The organism is Pseudomonas sp. LBUM1673 (assembly GCF_059695645.1).
In genome coordinates this window covers 5,525,829-5,542,621 of the sequence record NZ_CP166780.1, presented here as the reverse complement: position 1 = coordinate 5,542,621, position 16,793 = coordinate 5,525,829, and the positions used below count along the sequence as shown (strand labels likewise).

Annotated in this window: 8 protein-coding genes; 6 read left to right on the top strand and 2 right to left on the bottom strand. The window is 60.6% G+C overall.

The genetic code is table 11. The annotated features are described in order from the left end of the window. The first annotated feature begins 207 nt into the window (after nt 1-207). Complete coding sequence (locus ACA044_RS25340) at nt 208-2,946, top strand: winged helix-turn-helix domain-containing protein (protein WP_497443789.1); 2,739 nt, start codon at nt 208-210, stop codon at nt 2,944-2,946. 73 nt (nt 2,947-3,019) lie between these two features. Here ACA044_RS25340 and ACA044_RS25335 read toward each other — a convergent pair whose 3' ends face one another. Further along, nucleotides 3,020-10,948 (bottom strand): M10 family metallopeptidase C-terminal domain-containing protein, encoded by a 7,929-nt coding sequence (locus tag ACA044_RS25335; protein WP_497443788.1) that lies wholly within the window; start codon nt 10,946-10,948, stop codon nt 3,020-3,022. Nucleotides 10,949-11,163: 215 nt separating this feature from the next. Here ACA044_RS25335 and ACA044_RS25330 point away from each other — a divergent pair, with 215 nt between their 5' ends. Together ACA044_RS25330 and ACA044_RS25325 are read left to right on the top strand one after the other, a co-directional pair. Next, nucleotides 11,164-11,808 (top strand): MBL fold metallo-hydrolase, encoded by a 645-nt coding sequence (locus ACA044_RS25330; protein ID WP_497443787.1) that lies wholly within the window; start codon nt 11,164-11,166, stop codon nt 11,806-11,808. 117 nt (nt 11,809-11,925) lie between these two features. After that, the gene (locus ACA044_RS25325; RefSeq protein WP_497443786.1) at nt 11,926-12,648 is read left to right on the top strand and encodes a YiaD family glycine zipper/OmpA-like lipoprotein; all 723 of its coding nucleotides are present in this window, start codon (nt 11,926-11,928) and stop codon (nt 12,646-12,648) included. Nucleotides 12,649-12,911: 263 nt separating this feature from the next. Here ACA044_RS25325 and ACA044_RS25320 read toward each other — a convergent pair whose 3' ends face one another. Then, nucleotides 12,912-13,346 carry a Z-ring associated ZapG family protein gene (locus tag ACA044_RS25320; protein WP_497443785.1) on the bottom strand — a complete coding sequence of 145 codons (435 nt, stop codon included), beginning with the start codon at nt 13,344-13,346 and terminating at the stop codon, nt 12,912-12,914. Between the two features lie 144 nt (nt 13,347-13,490). Between ACA044_RS25320 and ACA044_RS25315 the strand changes: the two genes are divergently transcribed. From ACA044_RS25315 to zapE, 3 genes are all read left to right on the top strand, one after another. Beyond that, entirely contained in the window at nt 13,491-14,135 is a 645-nt protein-coding gene (locus ACA044_RS25315) for an alpha/beta hydrolase (RefSeq protein ID WP_497443784.1), read from the top strand. A 24-nt stretch (nt 14,136-14,159) separates the two neighbouring features. Continuing rightward, on the top strand, nt 14,160-15,515 hold the full coding sequence (locus ACA044_RS25310) for a tryptophan--tRNA ligase (protein ID WP_497443783.1): 1,356 nt from the start codon (nt 14,160-14,162) through the stop codon (nt 15,513-15,515). A 90-nt stretch (nt 15,516-15,605) separates the two neighbouring features. Further along, nucleotides 15,606-16,700 carry a cell division protein ZapE gene (zapE, locus tag ACA044_RS25305; protein WP_497443782.1) on the top strand — a complete coding sequence of 365 codons (1,095 nt, stop codon included), beginning with the start codon at nt 15,606-15,608 and terminating at the stop codon, nt 16,698-16,700. Nucleotides 16,701-16,793 lie beyond the last annotated feature (93 nt).

The following is a 16,793-nucleotide window of genomic DNA, read 5'->3' as shown; positions in this document are numbered from 1 at the left end:
TGAACATAAAATCTGTGAGCAATGGAGATCCCGTGTGGGAGCGGGCTTGCTCGCGAAGGGGGCGACACGGCCTGTCGAAAAGCTTGGCAACTTTTGTTCGTAGTCTTTTTGTAGCCATTTGTAGCATAACCTTCAATAGCTCTTCGTTTACCGCTAGGCTGCGGACATCTGCAATGCCGCCATCAGCCTTTCAAACAAGAGCCGGCCATGACTGATCTGTCCCCACTTCCGGGCCTTGCAAGCGTTGCCGTCGCCACACTGGGCGGGCGCTTTTTCCGGCCCCCGCTGCCCGATGGCCATGTGCTGCGGCCGCGCCTGTGCGAGCGCCTGAGTGCTGGCCTTGGTGGCCGGCTGTTGCTGGTCAGTGCACCGGCGGGGTTCGGCAAAAGCTCATTGGCGGTGGAGTTTTGTCAGGGGTTGCCGGGTCACTGGCAAAGCCTGTGGCTGGGGTTAAGTCCGCGGGACAGCGATCCCGGCCGTTTTCTTGAGCGCCTGCTCGAAGGCCTTCAGGAGTATTTTCCGCAACTGGGCAGTCAAGCGCTGGGGCTGCTGAAAATGCGCCAGCGTCATCAGCCGTTCGCTTTCGAAGAATGGCTGGACGGTTTGCTCGATGAACTGGCCGTGCACCTTTCACCCGGTACACCGCTGCTGTTGGTACTTGACGACTATCATCTGGCCCAGGGCCCGGTGCTTGATCGCTGCCTGCAATTTTTCCTCAATCATTTACCCGATGGCCTGCTGGTCATGGTCACCAGCCGGCAGCGTCCGGACTGGCATCTGGCGCGTTTACGGCTGTCGCGACAACTGCTTGAACTGCATGAGCAGGATCTTCGGTTGACCCACGATGAAGCCTTGACCCTGCTTGATCGGCACAGCATTTCATTGCGTGGCGAGGCACTGGAGAGCTTGATCCAGCGCAGCGAAGGCTGGGTGGCGGGGCTGCGCTTCTGGCTACTGGCGGCCTCCGAGGCGGGCAGCGAGGGGGCATTGCCCCAATCGCTGAACGGTGGGGAAGGGCTGATTCGCGATTACCTGCTCGAAGAAGTCATCGATTGCCTGCCCGTTGAGGTGCAGTCATTCCTGTACGACACCGCGCCTCAGGAGCGTTTTTGCAGCGAGTTATGCGACGCCGTGCGCGAAGCCCATGACAGCGCCGAGATCCTGCGTTTCCTGCTGGCGCATCAGGTGTTTCTGGTGCCGCTGGACGAACACGGTCACTGGTATCGCTATCACCACCTGTTTTCCGACCTGCTGCGCAGCCGGCCCACCGCTCAGGCGATGGTGCCGACGGCCAGCCTGCATTTGCGCGCCTGCCGTTGGTTCAACGCTCAAGGGTTACTCGATGAGGCGGTGGAGCAGGCGTTGCGCGCCGGGCATCTGGATGTCGCGGCGAATCTGGTACAGAACCTCTCGGAAGAACAGCTGCTGGCCGAGCAGAACGTCGGCATGCTGTTGCGCTGGAAAATGGACTTGCCCGACAGCCTGCTGATCAGCACGCCACGGCTGATCGTGCTCTACAGCTGGGCGTTGGGGCTGGCCTGTCAGCTGGACGCCGCCGAGGAGCTGGCCAGTCACCTGAGCCGCTTCCTGCCGGCCCCGTCGGCCACCGCGCAAAAGTCCATGCTGGCGCAATGGCTGGCCCTGAGCGGCATCATCGCCCGAGGGCGAGGCAATCGCGAGCTGACGCTGCGCTACTGCACCGAAGCGCTGGAAAGCCTGCCGGCCAAGCGTTATGGGCAGCGCCTGATGTGCCTCTCGACCTTGTCCAACCTGGCCATTGCCGACAGCGATCTCTGGCGTGCACGAGGATTGAATCGTGAGTCCCTTGAGCTGGCACAACGGGTCGGTAACCCGCTGTTCGAGGCGCTGGCCCATTATGACCGCGCCCGCGTGCTACAAGCGCGCGGGGAGATTCTTCGTTCACTGGATGAAGTTCGTCAGGGGTTGCAACGTCTGCAAGGCTTATCCCCGCAACGGCTTTATGCGGTGCGTGCCCGTTTGACCTTGTACGAGGGTTTTTTGCTGGCGCTGCGCTTGCAACCCCTGGCCGCGCGGGCGCGTTTGCTGGCGGGTTTGGGGGAAGCCCGAGCCTGTCGCGACATCAGCGTGCTGATCGGCCACTGTGTGATTGCCCGGCTGGAGGGCAGCAGCGGCGAATTCGCAAAAGCTTTCGCCGAACTCGCCGAGGCGGAGCGGCTGATGCACATCTGGGACGTCCCGCCGATTTACTATCTGGCGATGATTACCCTGGTCAAATGCGAGCTCTGGCTGGCCCAGGGCCGTACCGATCTGGCCGAAGCCTGGCTCGCGCGATTGGGCCAGACCTACAACGGCGAGCGCCCGGCGGCACCGCCGGAATTCCATCCGCAGTTGCCGCTGCACATTGAACTGCAACAGGCGGTGCTGGACGTGATGAAGGGCCAGCCCATGCTCGCTGAAGGGCGCTTGAATACGCTGCATGAGCACGGTCAGCGCAGCGGCCGGCAGATGCTCAGCGTGATGGCGCTGAGTCAGAAAATCATGCTGTTGCTGGCGGGCGGGCGCGAATCCGAGGCACGCAAGGCGCTGGCCCAGGCTTTGGAAGCGGCTGCCGGAGGCGTCCTGCAACCGTTCGACCAATTGCTGGCCGAGCACCCGGACTGGCTGCGCGGGCAACTTCAACTCTGTGCGCCAACGGCCGTTTCGCAGAGCCTTTCGGAAAAACTTCCGGCCCTGGTCTCCCGCCCGATGCTGGAGGCGTCGCCTGCTGCCGAACAACTCAGTACCCGTGAACTGGCCGTTCTGCGACTGATCGCCCAAGGGTGTTCGAATCAGGAAATCAGTGATCAGTTGTTCATTTCGCTGCACACGGTCAAGACCCATGCCAGTCATATCAACAGCAAGCTTGGGGTAGAGCGCAGGACCCAGGCGGTGGCAAGGGCAAAGGAGTTGGGGGTGTTGTCTTAGCTGAGGGACAACGGTATCTCTTAAAGCAAAACGCCCCGAACAAGTCGGGGCGTTTTTCATTGTATTGCCCTTGTCATGCCACCAGATCGTTGGCACTGAAGGTGTCGACGCCTACCAGCTGGATTTGGAAGTCTGCACCCAGCGTGCCGTTGACGTTGCCGTACAGCACATGGTCTTCGAAACGCAGTTGTCCTGCTCCTGTGAACGCATTCGAGTCAATGAAGGTGAAGGTGTTGAACGCAGTGGTGAGGATATTGGCGTCGAGTTTCGACAGGTCGATCTTGTCGCCCTGCAGGCTGCTGAAGTCGGTGATGACGTCACGGTTTGCCCCATCGCCCAGCTCGCTGAACAAATTGAAAACAAACCGGTCGGCACCAGAGCCCCCCGTGAGTGTGTCTGCGCCCAGACCTCCCACCAGTAGGTCATTGCCCACACCACCGTCGAGCAGGTCGTTGCCCGCGCCGCCATTGAGCAGGTTATTGCCGTCGTTGCCGTTGATAACGTTGTTCAGGGTGTTGCCGACACCGTTGAGGTTGTTGCTGCCGGTGAGGGTGAGGTTTTCCAGGTTGGCACCCAAGGTCCAGTTCACCGAAGAGCGCACGGTGTCGATTTCGCTCGCCAGGGTACTGGTCTCGGTGACCGCGTCCTTGAGGTTGTCGACGATATAGGTGTCGTTGCCGCTGCCGCCGATCATCAGGTCGGCGCCGGTTCCGCCATCCAGAACGTTGTTGCCACTGTTACCGGTCAAACGGTTGCCCAAGGCGTTGCCGGTACCGTCCAGATTATCGTCACCGGTGAGGGTCAGATTCTCGAGGTTGCTGCCTAGGGTGTAGCTGATCGACGACATGACCGTGTCGATTTCGGCCAGCGAGGTGCCGCGTTCGATCACCGTATCGCCGACATTGTCGACGAGGTAGGTGTCGTTACCGGCACCGCCGTCCAGAGTGTCGGCGCCGGCCTTGCCGTCGAGGATGTTGGCGGCGGCGTTGCCGGTGAGGCTGTTGTCGAGTTCGTTGCCCGTGAGGTTCAACGCGGCGACGCCGAGCAGCACGCCATCTTCGACGTTGGCCGACAGGGTGTAGCTCACCGCGGTGCGGATCAGGTCGCGGCCTTCGTCGGCCAATTCGGTGACATTAGCGGCATTATCGGTGATGACATAAGTGTCATCGCCACTGCCGCCGCTGAGGGTGTCGGCGCCCACGCCGCCATCCAGCCAGTCGTTGCCGCCCCCGCCTTGCAGGTCGTTGACGTCGGCGTTGCCGAGCAGGGTGTTGTTCAGGTCGTTGCCGACCACGGTGAAGGCACCCAGGCCGGTGAGGGTGACGTTTTCGACGTTTTGCAGGTTGCTTTGGCTGAGGTCGACGGTGCTGGTGGTCGGGGTCGAGGCGTAGGTGATGTTCAGCAGGTCGAGCCCCTGGTCGGCCTCTTCCTGCAGCAGCGCCAGTTCGCCGGCCTGGTTGAGGAGGTAAGTGTCATTACCGTTACCACCGATCAGGGTGTCGACGCCGGCGCCACCATTGAGGAGGTTGTTGCCCTCGTTTCCGGTCAGCACGTTGTCCAGGGCGTTTCCGACACCGTTGAGGTTATTGGTCCCGGTAAGGAAGAGGTTTTCCACGTTGGCACTCAGCGTCCAGCTCACCGAGGAACGCACGGTGTCGATTTCACTCGCCAGGGTATTGGTCTCGGTGACCACGTCCTTGAGGTTGTCGACGATATAGGTGTCGTTTCCGGAGCCGCCGATCATCAGGTCGGCGCCAAGGCCGCCGTCCAGGGTATCGGCGCCGGCCTTGCCGTCGAGGATGTTGGCGGCGGCGTTGCCGGTGAGGCTGTTGTCGAGTTCGTTGCCCGTGAGGTTCAACGCGGCGGCGCCGAGCAGCACGCCATCTTCGACGTTGGCCGAGAGGGTGTAGCTCACCGCGGTGCGGATCAGGTCGCGGCCTTCGTCGGTCAGTTCGGTGACTTTATCGAGCGCGTTGTCGATGACGTAGGTGTCGTCACCGGTGCCGCCGCTGAGGGTGTCTGCGCCAAGACCACCGTCCAGCAGATCATTGCCGGCCCCGCCTTGCAGGGTGTTGACGGAGGCGTTGCCGAGTAAGGTGTTGTTCAGGTCGTTGCCGACCACGGTGAAGGCGCCGAGGCCGGTGAGGGTGACGTTTTCGATGTTTTGCAGGCTGGTTTGACTGAGGTCGACGGTGCTGGTGGTCGGGGTCGAGGTGTAGCTGATGTTTAGCAGGTCGCGACCCTGGTCGGCCGTTTCCTGCAGCAGCACCAGTTCGCCGACCTGATCGAGGACGTAGGTGTCGTCGCCAGCGCCGCCGATCAGCGTGTCCAGCCCCGCGCCACCGCTGAGCACGTTATTGCCGCTGTTGCCGGTCAGTACGTTGCGCAGGGTGTTGCCGACGCCGTTGAGGTTATCGCTGCCAGTGAGGGTAAGGCTTTCCAGATTGGCGCCGAGGGTCCAGCTGACCGAGGAGCGCACGGTGTCGATTTCGCTCGCCAGGGTGCTGGTCTCGGTGACGGCGTCCTTGAGGTTGTCGACGATGTAGGTGTCGTTGCCGCTGCCGCCGATCATCAGGTCGGCACCGAGGCCGCCGTCGAGGATGTTGGCACCCGTGTTACCGGTCAAACGGTTGCCCAAGGCGTTGCCGGTGGCGTCCAGATTATCGCCGCCGGTGAGCGTCAGGTTCTCGAGGTTGCTGCCCAGGGTGTAGCTGGTCGACGACAGCACCGTGTCGATCTCGATCAGCGAGGTGCCGCGTTCGATCACCGTATCGCCGAGGTTGTCGACGATGTAGGTGTCGTTGCCGGCCCCGCCGTCCAGGGTATCGGCGCCGGCCTTGCCGTCGAGGATGTTGGCGGCGGCGTTGCCGGTGAGGCTGTTGTCGAGTTCGTTGCCCGTGAGGTTCAACGCGGCGGCACCCAGCAGCACGCCGTCTTCGACGTTGGCCGAGAGGGTGTAGCTCACCGCCGTGCGGATCAGGTCGCGGCCTTCGTCGGTCAGTTCGGTGACTTTATCGAGCGCGTTGTCGATGACGTAGGTGTCGTCACCGGTGCCGCCGCTGAGGGTGTCGGCGCCGGCGCCGCCATCCAGCGAGTCGTTGCCGGCCCCGCCTTGCAGGGTGTTGACGGAGGCGTTGCCGAGCAAGGTGTTGTTCAGGTCGTTGCCGACTACGGTGAAGGCACCGAGGCCGGTGAGGGTGACGTTTTCGACGTTTTGCAGGCTGGTTTGGCTGAGGTCGACGGTGCTGGTGGCCAGAGTCGAGGCGTAGGTGATGTTTAGCAGGTCGCGACCCTGATCGGCCGTTTCCTGCAGCAGTGCCAGTTCGCCGGCCTGGTCGAGGACGTAGGTGTCGTCGCCGGTGCCGCCGCTCAGCGTGTCCGACCCCGCGCCACCGTTGAGCACGTTATTGCCGCTGTTGCCGTTGATAACGTTGTTCAGGGTATTGCCGACACCGGTGAGGTTATCGCTGCCGGTGAGGGTCAGGTTTTCCAGGTTGGCACCCAGGGTCCAGCTGACCGAGGAGCGCACGGTGTCGACTTCAGATATCAGGGCGCTGGTTTCGGTGACTACGTCCTTGAGGTTGTCGACGATATAGGTGTCGTTGCCGCTGCCGCCAATCATCAGGTCGGCACCGGCTCCTCCTTCCAGAACGTTGTTACCGCTGTTGCCGGTCAAACGGTTGCCCAAGGCGTTGCCGGTACCGTCCAGATTATCGCTGCCGGTGAGGGTCAGGTTCTCAAGGTTGCTGCCTAGGGTGTAGCTGATCGACGACAGCACCGTGTCGATTTCGGCCAGCGAGGTGCCGCGTTCGATCACCGTGTCGCCGACATTATCGACGAGGTAGGTGTCGTTGCCCGCACCGCCGTCCAGGGTGTCGGCGCCGGCCTTGCCGTCGAGGATGTTGGCGGCGGCGTTGCCGGTGAGGCTGTTGTCGAGTTCGTTGCCCATGAGGTTCAATGCGGCGGTGCCGAGCAGCACGCCGTCTTCGACGTTGGCCGAGAGGGTGTAGCTCACCGCCGTGCGGATCAGGTCGCGGCCTTCGTCGGTCAGTTCGGTGACTTTATCGAGCGCGTTGTCGATGACGTAGGTGTCGTCACCGCTGCCGCCGCTGAGGGTGTCGGCGCCGGCGCCGCCATCCAGCGAGTCGTTGCCGGCCCCGCCTTGCAGGGTGTTGACGGAGGCGTTGCCGAGTAAGGTGTTGTTCAGGTCGTTGCCGACCACGGTGAAGGTGCCGAGGCCGGTCAGGGTGACGTTTTCGACGTTCTGCAGGCTGGTTTGGCTGAGGTCGACGGTGCTGGTGGCCAGGGTCGAGGCGTAGGTGATGTTCAGCAGGTCGCGACCCTGATCGGCCGTTTCCTGCAGCAGTGCCAGTTCACCGGCCTGGTCGAGGACGTAAGTGTCGTCGCCGGCGCCACCGCTCAGCGTGTCCAGGCCCGCCGCGCCGTTGAGCACATTGTTGCCGCTGTTGCCGTTGATAACGTTGTTCTGGGTATTGCCGACACCGGTGAGGTTATCGCTGCCGGTGAGGGTGAGGCTTTCCAGATTGGCGCCGAGGGTCCAGCTGACCGAGGAGCGCACGGTGTCGATTTCGCTCGCCAGGGTGCTGGTCTCGGTGACGGCGTCCTTGAGGTTGTCGACGATGTAGGTGTCGTTGCCGTTGCCGCCGATCATCAGGTCGGCACCGAGGCCGCCGTCGAGGATGTTGGCACCCGTGTTACCGGTCAAACGGTTGCCCAAGGCGTTGCCGGTGGCGTCCAGATTATCGCCGCCGGTGAGCGTCAGGTTCTCGAGGTTGCTGCCCAGGGTGTAGCTGGTCGACGACAGCACCGTGTCGATCTCGATCAGCGAGGTGCCGCCTTCGATCACCGTGTCGCCGACATTATCGACGAGGTAGGTGTCGTTGCCCGCACCGCCGTCCAGGGTGTCGGCGCCGGCCTTGCCGTCGAGGATGTTGGCGGCGGCGTTGCCGGTGAGGCTGTTGTCGAGTTCGTTGCCCATGAGGTTCAATGCGGCGGTGCCGAGCAGCACGCCGTCTTCGACGTTGGCCGACAGGGTGTAGCTCAGCGCGGTGCGGATCAGGTCGCGGCCTTCGTCGGTCAGTTCAGTGACCTTGTCGGCGGCGTTGTCGATGACGTAGGTGTCGTCACCGCTGCCGCCGCTGAGGGTGTCGGCGCCGGCGCCGCCATCCAGCGAGTCGTTGCCGGCCCCGCCTTGCAGGGTGTTGACGGAGGCGTTGCCGAGTAAGGTGTTGTTCAGGTCGTTGCCGACCACGGTGAAGGTGCCGAGGCCGGTGAGGGTGACGTTTTCGATGTTTTGCAGGCTGGTTTGGCTGAGGTCGACGGTGCTGGTGGCCAGGGTCGAGGCGTAGGTGATGTTCAGCAGGTCGCGACCCTGATCGGCCGTTTCCTGCAGCAGTGCCAGTTCACCGGCCTGGTCGAGGACGTAAGTGTCGTCGCCGGCGCCACCGCTCAGCGTGTCCAGGCCCGCCGCGCCGTTGAGCACATTGTTGCCGCTGTTGCCGTTGATAACGTTGTTCTGGGTATTGCCGACACCGGTGAGGTTATCGCTGCCGGTGAGGGTGAGGTTTTCCAGGTTGGCACCGAGAGTCCAGCTGACCGAGGAGCGTACGGTGTCAATATCCCAAAACCAACTGCCCGTCTTGATGACCACGTCCTTGAGGTTGTCGACGATATAGGTGTCGCTACCGATGTCGTCGATCATGACGTCCGCGCCGAGGCCGCCGTCCAGGGTGTTGTCGCCGCGGTTACCGACGAGGCGGTTATTCAGGGCATTGCCGATAGCATTCAGGTCATCGAAGCCGATAAGGGTCAAGTTCTCGAGGTTGCTGCCCAGGGTGTAGCTGGTCGACGACAGCACCGTGTCGATCTCGGCCAGCGAGGTGCCGAGTTCGATCACCGTGTCGCCGAGGTTGTCGACGATGTAGGTGTCGTTGCCGGCACCGCCGTCCAGGGTGTCGGCGCCAATCTTGCCGTCGAGGATGTTGGCGGCGGCGTTGCCGGTGAGGCTGTTGTCGAGTTCGTTGCCCGTGAGGTTCAACGCGGCGGCACCCAGCAGCACGCCGTCTTCGACGTTGGCCGACAGGGTGTAGCTCACCGCCGTGCGGATCAGGTCGTGACCTTCGTCGGTCAGTTCGGTGACTTGTACACCATTGTTGAAGATGACATAGGTGTCATCGCCGCTGCCGCCACTGAGCTTGTCAGCCCCGGCCCAGCCATCGAGCCAGTCATTGCCGGCCCCGCCCTGCAGGGTGTTGGCGTAAGTGTTGCCGATCAGGATGTTGTCCAGGTCGTTGCCGACCACGGTGAACTCACCGAGGCCGGTGAGGGTGACGTTTTCGACGTTTTGCAGGTTGCTTTGACTGAGATCGACGGTGCTGGTGGTCAAGGTCGAGGTGTAGTTGATGTACAGCAGGTCGCTGCCTTGATCAACGTCATCCTGCAGCAGCGCCAGTTCGTCGGCCTGGTCGAGGACGTAGGTGTCGTCGCCAGCGCCGCCGATCAGCGTGTCCAGGCCGGCCGCGCCGTTGAGCACGTTGTTGCCGCTGTTGCCGAGCAGGGTGTTGTTCTGGGTGTTGCCGATACCGGTGAGGTTATCGCTGCCAGTGAGGGTAAGGTTTTCCAGGTTGGCACCCAGGGTCCAGTTGACCGAGGAACGCACGGTGTCGATTTCGCTCACCAGGGTGCTGGTCTCGGTGACCGCGTCCTTGAGGTTGTCGACGATGTAGGTGTCGTTGCCGGAGCCGCCAATCATCACGTCGGCGCCGAGACTGCCGTCCAACGTGTTATTGCCAGCGTTGCCGACAAGGCGGTTGCTCCGAGCATTACCGGTACCGTCCAGATTATCGCCGCCGGTGAGGGTCAGATTCTCGAAGTTGCTGCCTAAGGTGTAGCTGATGGACGACATGATCGTGTCGATTTCGCTCAGCGAGGTGTTGGTTTCCACCACCACGTCACCCACGTTATCCACAACGTAAACGTCATTGCCTGCACCGCCAATCATGACGTCTTGGCCGGCACCGCCATCGAGAACGTTACCCAGCGCATTGCCGATCAGCTCATCGTCAAAGGCCGAACCGGTGGCATTTTCGATTTTGGCGCCAAAGGCGATCGCCAGCCCGTCATTGATCAGTTCCAGGTTCGCAATGTCGACGAATGCCTTGCCGATGTTGCTGAACTCGCCCTCATTCAGGTTCAGTCTGACGCCCGCCTGCTGGTTGCTGGCATCGATCGTATCGTTGCCGCCGGCATCCCAGATGGTTTCGAATACTGATTGGTCCGGTGCCCAGCTATAGACGTTGTTGCCGGTTTGCCAAAGCATGTTGGCGCCGTAAATCTTCTGGATAGCGAGAATGTCCAGCAGCATCGGTGTCGTCGGCTGATAGGAATACGCATTGTTGTAGCTCATGACCGTGTAATGCGAATTGTCGAGCAGGGGTGAGATCAGCGTACTGTTGGATTGGCTCGACTCGAATGGATGCTTGAGGCCCAAGGCATGACCGATTTCATGCACGAACGTCATGAAGTCGTAGGTGCCTTTGACGGGTGCGGAGTTGTTCGTGTCCGGGCTGATCCAGACATCCCCGGCTAGCGGTGTCCGGTCAGGGAAGTAGGCCCAGGCAGCGGCGTCGTCGTCCATGTCCCAATAGCCGCCGAATCGCAAATCGCCCACGGTGTTGATGTTGTCACTGACCAGAGTGAACTTGACGTTAGCCACGGAGCTCCAGGCACCAAGCGCACCGGTCACGGCGTTTTGCTGGGCCGATGTCAGGGCGAAGCTGTTCAGGAATTCATTTTCTGAGCTGTACTTGGCAGAGAAGTACGATTGACCGGGGATGACGAAACTATAGGTCAGCCGTGTCACGGAGATGTCTGCGCCAAAGTCAGGACTCAGCCAGGAAGTGCCGTAGATCAGGCTGTCGACTTGTTGGTTACCGGTCAGAACAGATGGCTTTGTTAAAACGTAACCAAGAGGAGACGACATTCTAAATATCCTGAGAGGGCTGCGACCGTCCTGTATGTGGCCGCTACAAAGAAGCAATTTTGCACCAGAGTCAGCGTCAATTGATATCACATGGCCATTATTTTTTATTTGATGGCGTCAAAAAACTGGCCGGCAAATCTGTGTCGGCGTGCGCCAGTGAGTCTTGAGGAATGCGCGCTGGTATCCTGTTCGAAATTGACTAATCAGGACCTCCCATGAACGCGCCGACCCCAGCGCTCATCCGCGAAACCTTCCCCGTCGGCCCCTTGCAGTGCAACTGCACAATCATCGGCGATCCGATCACCAAAAAAGCCATCGTGGTCGACCCGGGCGGTAATCACGAACTGATCCTCGCCCGCCTCGACGCGTTGGGCCTGAAGGTGGTCAGCATCATTCACACCCACGCGCACCTCGATCACTTCCTGGCTTCCGGGCAGCTCAAGGATAAAACCGGCGCGACCTTGCATCTGCATAAAGAGGATCAATTCCTCTGGGACAATCTGGAGATGCAGTGTCAGATGTTCGGCGTGCCTTACACCCCGGTGCCATCGCCGGATCGCTGGTTGGCCGATGATGAAGAGCTGGCTTGTGGTTGTGGCGTGGCCTTGCACACGCCGGGTCATACACCCGGTTCCATGAGCTTTTGGTTTTCAGAGGCTAAGTTGCTGATTGCCGGTGACACGTTGTTTCGTCGCGGGGTAGGGCGCACGGATTTGTGGGGAGGCGACCAGGCGACTCTCGTGCGTTCGATCAAGCAACGGTTGTATACCCTTGACGAGGAGGCAACTGTGGTGACCGGGCATGGTCCGGATACTCGTCTGGGCGATGAAATGCGCGGTAACCCCTTTGTGCGAGCCTGAGGATGCAGTTGTGAAAGGCACGACGGAATTTTTGGCGTTGGCCATGATCCAACGCTCGCAAAGGTTCATTGCTTAAGTCCGTTGCACCACAGAATGCAAAAAAAGTAGGAGCTCTTCATGTTCACCACGCGTCGTTTGATTATTGTCGCTACTGCTGTGGCTCTGTTGTCCGGTTGTGCATCGCCGAACCCTTATGACAATCAGGGTCAGGCTGATGGCGGCTCTACGGGCATGAGCAAAACCGCCAAGTACGGCGGCCTCGGCGCCTTGGCCGGCGCACTGGCCGGTGCTGCCATTGGTCACGATAACCGTGGCAAAGGCGCGCTGATTGGCGCTGCCGTGGTGGGTGCTTCCGCTGCCGGTTACGGTTATTACGCCGATCAGCAGGAGAAAAAGCTGCGGGCCAGCATGGCCAACACTGGGGTTGAGGTGCAGCGCCAGGGCGATCAGATCAAACTGATCATGCCGGGCAATATCACGTTTGCCACCGATTCGGCGAACATCGCGTCGAGTTTCTATCAGCCGCTGAACAATCTGGCGGGCTCGCTCAAGGAGTTCAACCAGAACCAGATCGAGATCGTCGGCTACACCGACAGCACTGGCAGCCGCCAGCACAACATGGACTTGTCCCAGCGTCGTGCTCAGAGCGTAGCGACTTACCTGACGTCTCAGGGTGTCAGCGGCGCCAACCTGTCGGCGCGCGGTGCCGGGCCGGATAATCCGATTGCCAGCAACGGTGATGTGAATGGCCGGGCGCAGAACCGCCGCGTCGAGGTCAACCTGAAGGCGATTCCGGGCCAGCAGTATCAGCAGCAGGGTCAACCTGTTCAGCAGTACTAAAACCCGCCCGACTGAACCCCAGGCGTAAAAGGCCCGCCCGACCCTCAACAGATCGGGCGGGCTTTTTTGTTGCCTGTTCTGACGCCTTCGCGAGCAAGCACGCTCCCACATTAGACCGAGTTACTGGTCGGTACGCGGTCAACTGTGGGAGCGGGCTTGCTCGCGAAGAGGCCTGGACAGACACCAGAGATATCGGATCGGAAACAAAAAAGCCCTCGGACAATCACTCGTTCGAGGGCTTTTTCATGTCACGCGAAACCTGATTACTTCTTCAGGCCGTAATGCTCATCGAGCATACCCGGTGCGTTCGGGGCTTTGGGGGCGTAGTCGCGAGGCGGCTCCTGGTCGCGCGGTGGCGTCAGACGTTCCCGTGGAGCCTGCGCCGCGTCGGCGTGCAGGGCAGCCAGCAAGCGTTGGCGAGTCTGCTCGTCCAGGGCCAGACGGTTGGCACCCTCGGCGAGATGATCCTGCACTTCCTGATAGCTCGCAGTCAGTTTCTTGACCAGTGTTGCAGTGCTGTTGAAGTGGGTGACCACTTCGTTCTGATAACTATCGAAACGTTCCTGAATGTCATCCAGCTGACGTTGCGTGCGGTTAGGCGCGGCATTCGGCACCAGGCGAGCGATCAGGAATCCAATGGCGACACCCACAACCAGGGCAAGAGTCGGCAACAACCAAACTAAGAGCGAGTGTTCCACGAGTCCTTCCTCTATAAACGGCTTTGCTTTACGTTAACGGCTCGAACCTGCGCTGTATACCGCGATTCACTCGCAATAGATTGGCACAGACAATTGGCTAGACGAGTCGACCCGATTCGAGGTCACGGAGTTCCTTCCTTGCTTATGCGCGAAACCCCTGTAGTGATTGATGGCCCGGTCGGCCAACTGGAAGCTCTTTATTTGAATAACGAGAGCCTGGATAACGACCAGCCCCGCGGCCTGGCGCTGATCTGCCACCCGAATCCGGTGCAGGGCGGCACCATGCTCAACAAGGTCGTCTCGACCTTGCAACGCACTGCCCGCGACGCCGGTTTGATTACCTTGCGTTTCAACTACCGTGGCGTCGGCGCCAGCGAGGGCACGCATGACATGGGCTCCGGCGAAGTCGATGATGCTCAGGCCGCGGCCGAGTGGCTGCGAACCAAACATCCTGAAATACCTTTGACCCTGTTTGGCTTTTCCTTCGGCGGTTTTGTTGCAGCCAGTCTCGGCGGACGCCTGGAAGCCAAGGGCGAGCAACTCAAACATTTGTTCATGATCGCGCCCGCCGTCATGCGCTTGGGCGATCAGGATCGACTGCCGCAACAAGGTACATTGACCCTGATCCAGCCGGAAACCGACGAAGTCATCGATCCGCAGCTCGTTTACGACTGGTCCGACGCACTCCATCGCCCCCATGAGCTGCTGAAAGTGGCAGAATGCGGACACTTTTTTCATGGCAAGCTGACCGATCTCAAGGATCTGATCCTGCCCCGTCTTTCGAATTGATTGCAGTCTGACAAGCGATTACCCATGACGACTCGTACCCGTATCCTCACCGGCATCACCACCACCGGCACGCCGCACCTGGGCAACTACGCCGGCGCTATCCGTCCGGCGATCCTCGCCAGTCGAGACAGCAATGCCGATTCGTTCTACTTCCTGGCCGACTACCACGCCCTGATCAAATGCGATGACCCGCTGCGCATCCAGCGCTCGCGTCTGGAAATCGCCGCGACTTGGCTGGCCGGTGGCCTGGATGTGGACCGCGTGACTTTCTATCGCCAGTCCGACATCCCGGAAATCCCTGAGCTGACCTGGCTGCTGACCTGCGTCGCCGCCAAAGGCCTGCTCAACCGCGCCCACGCCTACAAGGCTTCCGTGGACAAGAACGTCGAAACCGGCGAAGACCCGGACGCGGGCATCACCATGGGCTTGTACAGCTACCCGGTGCTGATGGCGGCGGATATTTTGATGTTCAACGCGCACAAGGTGCCGGTTGGTCGTGATCAGATCCAGCACGTGGAAATGGCCCGGGACATCGGCCAGCGCTTTAACCACCTGTTCGGCCAGGGCAAAGAGTTCTTCACCATGCCCGAAGCGCTGATCGAGGAAAGCGTCGCCACCTTGCCGGGCCTCGATGGTCGCAAGATGTCGAAGAGCTACGACAACACCATTCCGTTGTTCAGCAGCGCCAAGGAAATGAAGGACGCGATTTCGCGGATCGTTACCGACTCCCGGGCCCCGGGCGAAGCGAAAGATCCGAATAACTCGCACTTGTTCACCTTGTTTCAGGCCTTCGCCACCCCGGCGCAGTCCGATGAATTCCGCAGCGAACTGTTGCAGGGCCTGGGTTGGGGGGAGGCGAAGAATCGTCTGTTCCAGCTGCTCGACAGCGAGCTGGGCGAGGCCCGTGATCGCTATTACAAGCTGATCGAGCGTCCGGCAGATTTGGAAGACATCCTGAAAATCGGTGCCCAGAAGGCCCGCTCGGTTGCGACACCGTTCCTCCACGAACTGCGTGAAGCGGTTGGCCTGCGCTCTTTCGTTGCCCAGACCCAGGTTGTGGCGACGACCAAAAAGAAAGCCGCGAAAGCCGCGCGTTTCGTCAGCTTCCGCGAAGACGACGGCAGTTTCCGCTTCCGTCTGCTGGCGGCCGATGGCGAACAACTGCTGCTGTCGCGTCACTTCGCCGACGGTAAAACCGCAGGGCAAGTGACCAAGCAACTGCAATCTGGCCAGCCATTGGACGTGCGCAGCGAAGACTTGAGCTTCAGCGTCTGGCTGGAAGGCGAGTGTGTTGCCGACAGCCCGGCCTTCGCCGACAGCGCTTCTCGCGATGCTGCCATCGACGCGTTGCGGATTGCTCTGACGCCGGTTCAGGAATAATCAGCGGCTCGGTCCGACCAAGGGCCGATTGCCATTCCCACGGGCCGTCGCTACAGTGACGGCCCGTTTTTGTTGCCTTGCTAACGAATTATGACGCCCCTAGAACGATATCAAGCTGATCTGAAACGCCCGGAATTCTTCCATGACGCAGCCCAGGAAACGGCGGTGCGCCATTTGCAGCGCCTGTACGACGATCTGGTCGCGGCCTCGCAGAACAAACCGGGCCTGCTCGGCAAACTGTTTGGCAAGAAAGACCAGACGCCGGTCAAGGGCCTGTACTTCTGGGGCGGCGTAGGCCGTGGCAAAACCTACCTGGTCGACACCTTCTTCGAAGCCCTGCCGTTCAAGGAAAAGACTCGCACTCACTTCCACCGCTTCATGAAGCGTGTGCATGAAGAGATGAAGACCCTGGGCGGCGAGAAAAACCCGCTGACCATCATCGCCAAGCGCTTCTCCGACGAGTCGCGAGTGATCTGTTTCGATGAATTCTTCGTCTCCGACATCACCGACGCCATGATTCTGGGCACGCTGATGGAAGAGCTGTTCAAGAATGGCGTGACCCTGGTCGCGACGTCGAACATCGTGCCGGACGGTCTGTACAAGGACGGCCTGCAACGTGCGCGCTTCCTGCCGGCCATTGCGCTGATCAAGCAGAACACTGAGATCGTCAACGTCGACAGTGGCGTCGATTACCGTCTGCGTCACCTCGAGCAAGCGGAGCTGTTCCACTTCCCGCTGGACGAAGCCGCCCAGGAAAGCCTGCGCAAGAGCTTCCGCGCCCTGACGCCGGAATGCACGGCAGCCATCGAGAACGATGTGCTGGTGATCGAGAATCGTGAAATCCGTGCCGTGCGCACTTGCGATGACGTGGCCTGGTTCGACTTCCGCGAACTCTGTGACGGCCCGCGTAGCCAGAACGATTACATCGAACTGGGCAAGATCTTCCACGCCGTGTTGCTCAGCGATGTCGAGCAGATGAGCGTCACCACCGACGACATCGCTCGACGCTTTATCAACATGGTCGACGAGTTCTACGACCGTAACGTGAAGCTGATCATTTCTGCCGAAGTCGAACTCAAAGACCTCTACACCGGCGGTCGCCTGAACTTCGAGTTCCAGCGCACCCTCAGCCGCCTGCTGGAAATGCAGTCACACGAGTTTCTGTCCCGGGCGCACAAGCCATAAGCGTTTCAAAAAAGTAACGATTCGGAAAATAAAAAAGGCCTGCATTGCATAATGCCAGTCAGTTAAGCGCAATCCATGTGGGAGCGGGCTTGC

What these genes read in the sequence shown, in the direction of transcription:
- ACA044_RS25340 (WP_497443789.1), top strand. Translation starts at nt 208, where the DNA reads ATGACTGATCTGTCCCCACTTCCGGGCCTTGCAAGCGTTGCCGTCGCC.
- ACA044_RS25330 (WP_497443787.1), top strand. Translation starts at nt 11,164, where the DNA reads ATGAACGCGCCGACCCCAGCGCTCATCCGCGAAACCTTCCCCGTCGGC.
- zapE (WP_497443782.1), top strand. Translation starts at nt 15,606, where the DNA reads ATGACGCCCCTAGAACGATATCAAGCTGATCTGAAACGCCCGGAATTC.
- ACA044_RS25310 (WP_497443783.1), top strand. Translation starts at nt 14,160, where the DNA reads ATGACGACTCGTACCCGTATCCTCACCGGCATCACCACCACCGGCACG.
- ACA044_RS25335 (WP_497443788.1), bottom strand. Translation starts at nt 10,948, where the DNA reads ATGTCGTCTCCTCTTGGTTACGTTTTAACAAAGCCATCTGTTCTGACC.
- ACA044_RS25315 (WP_497443784.1), top strand. Translation starts at nt 13,491, where the DNA reads ATGCGCGAAACCCCTGTAGTGATTGATGGCCCGGTCGGCCAACTGGAA.
- ACA044_RS25325 (WP_497443786.1), top strand. Translation starts at nt 11,926, where the DNA reads ATGTTCACCACGCGTCGTTTGATTATTGTCGCTACTGCTGTGGCTCTG.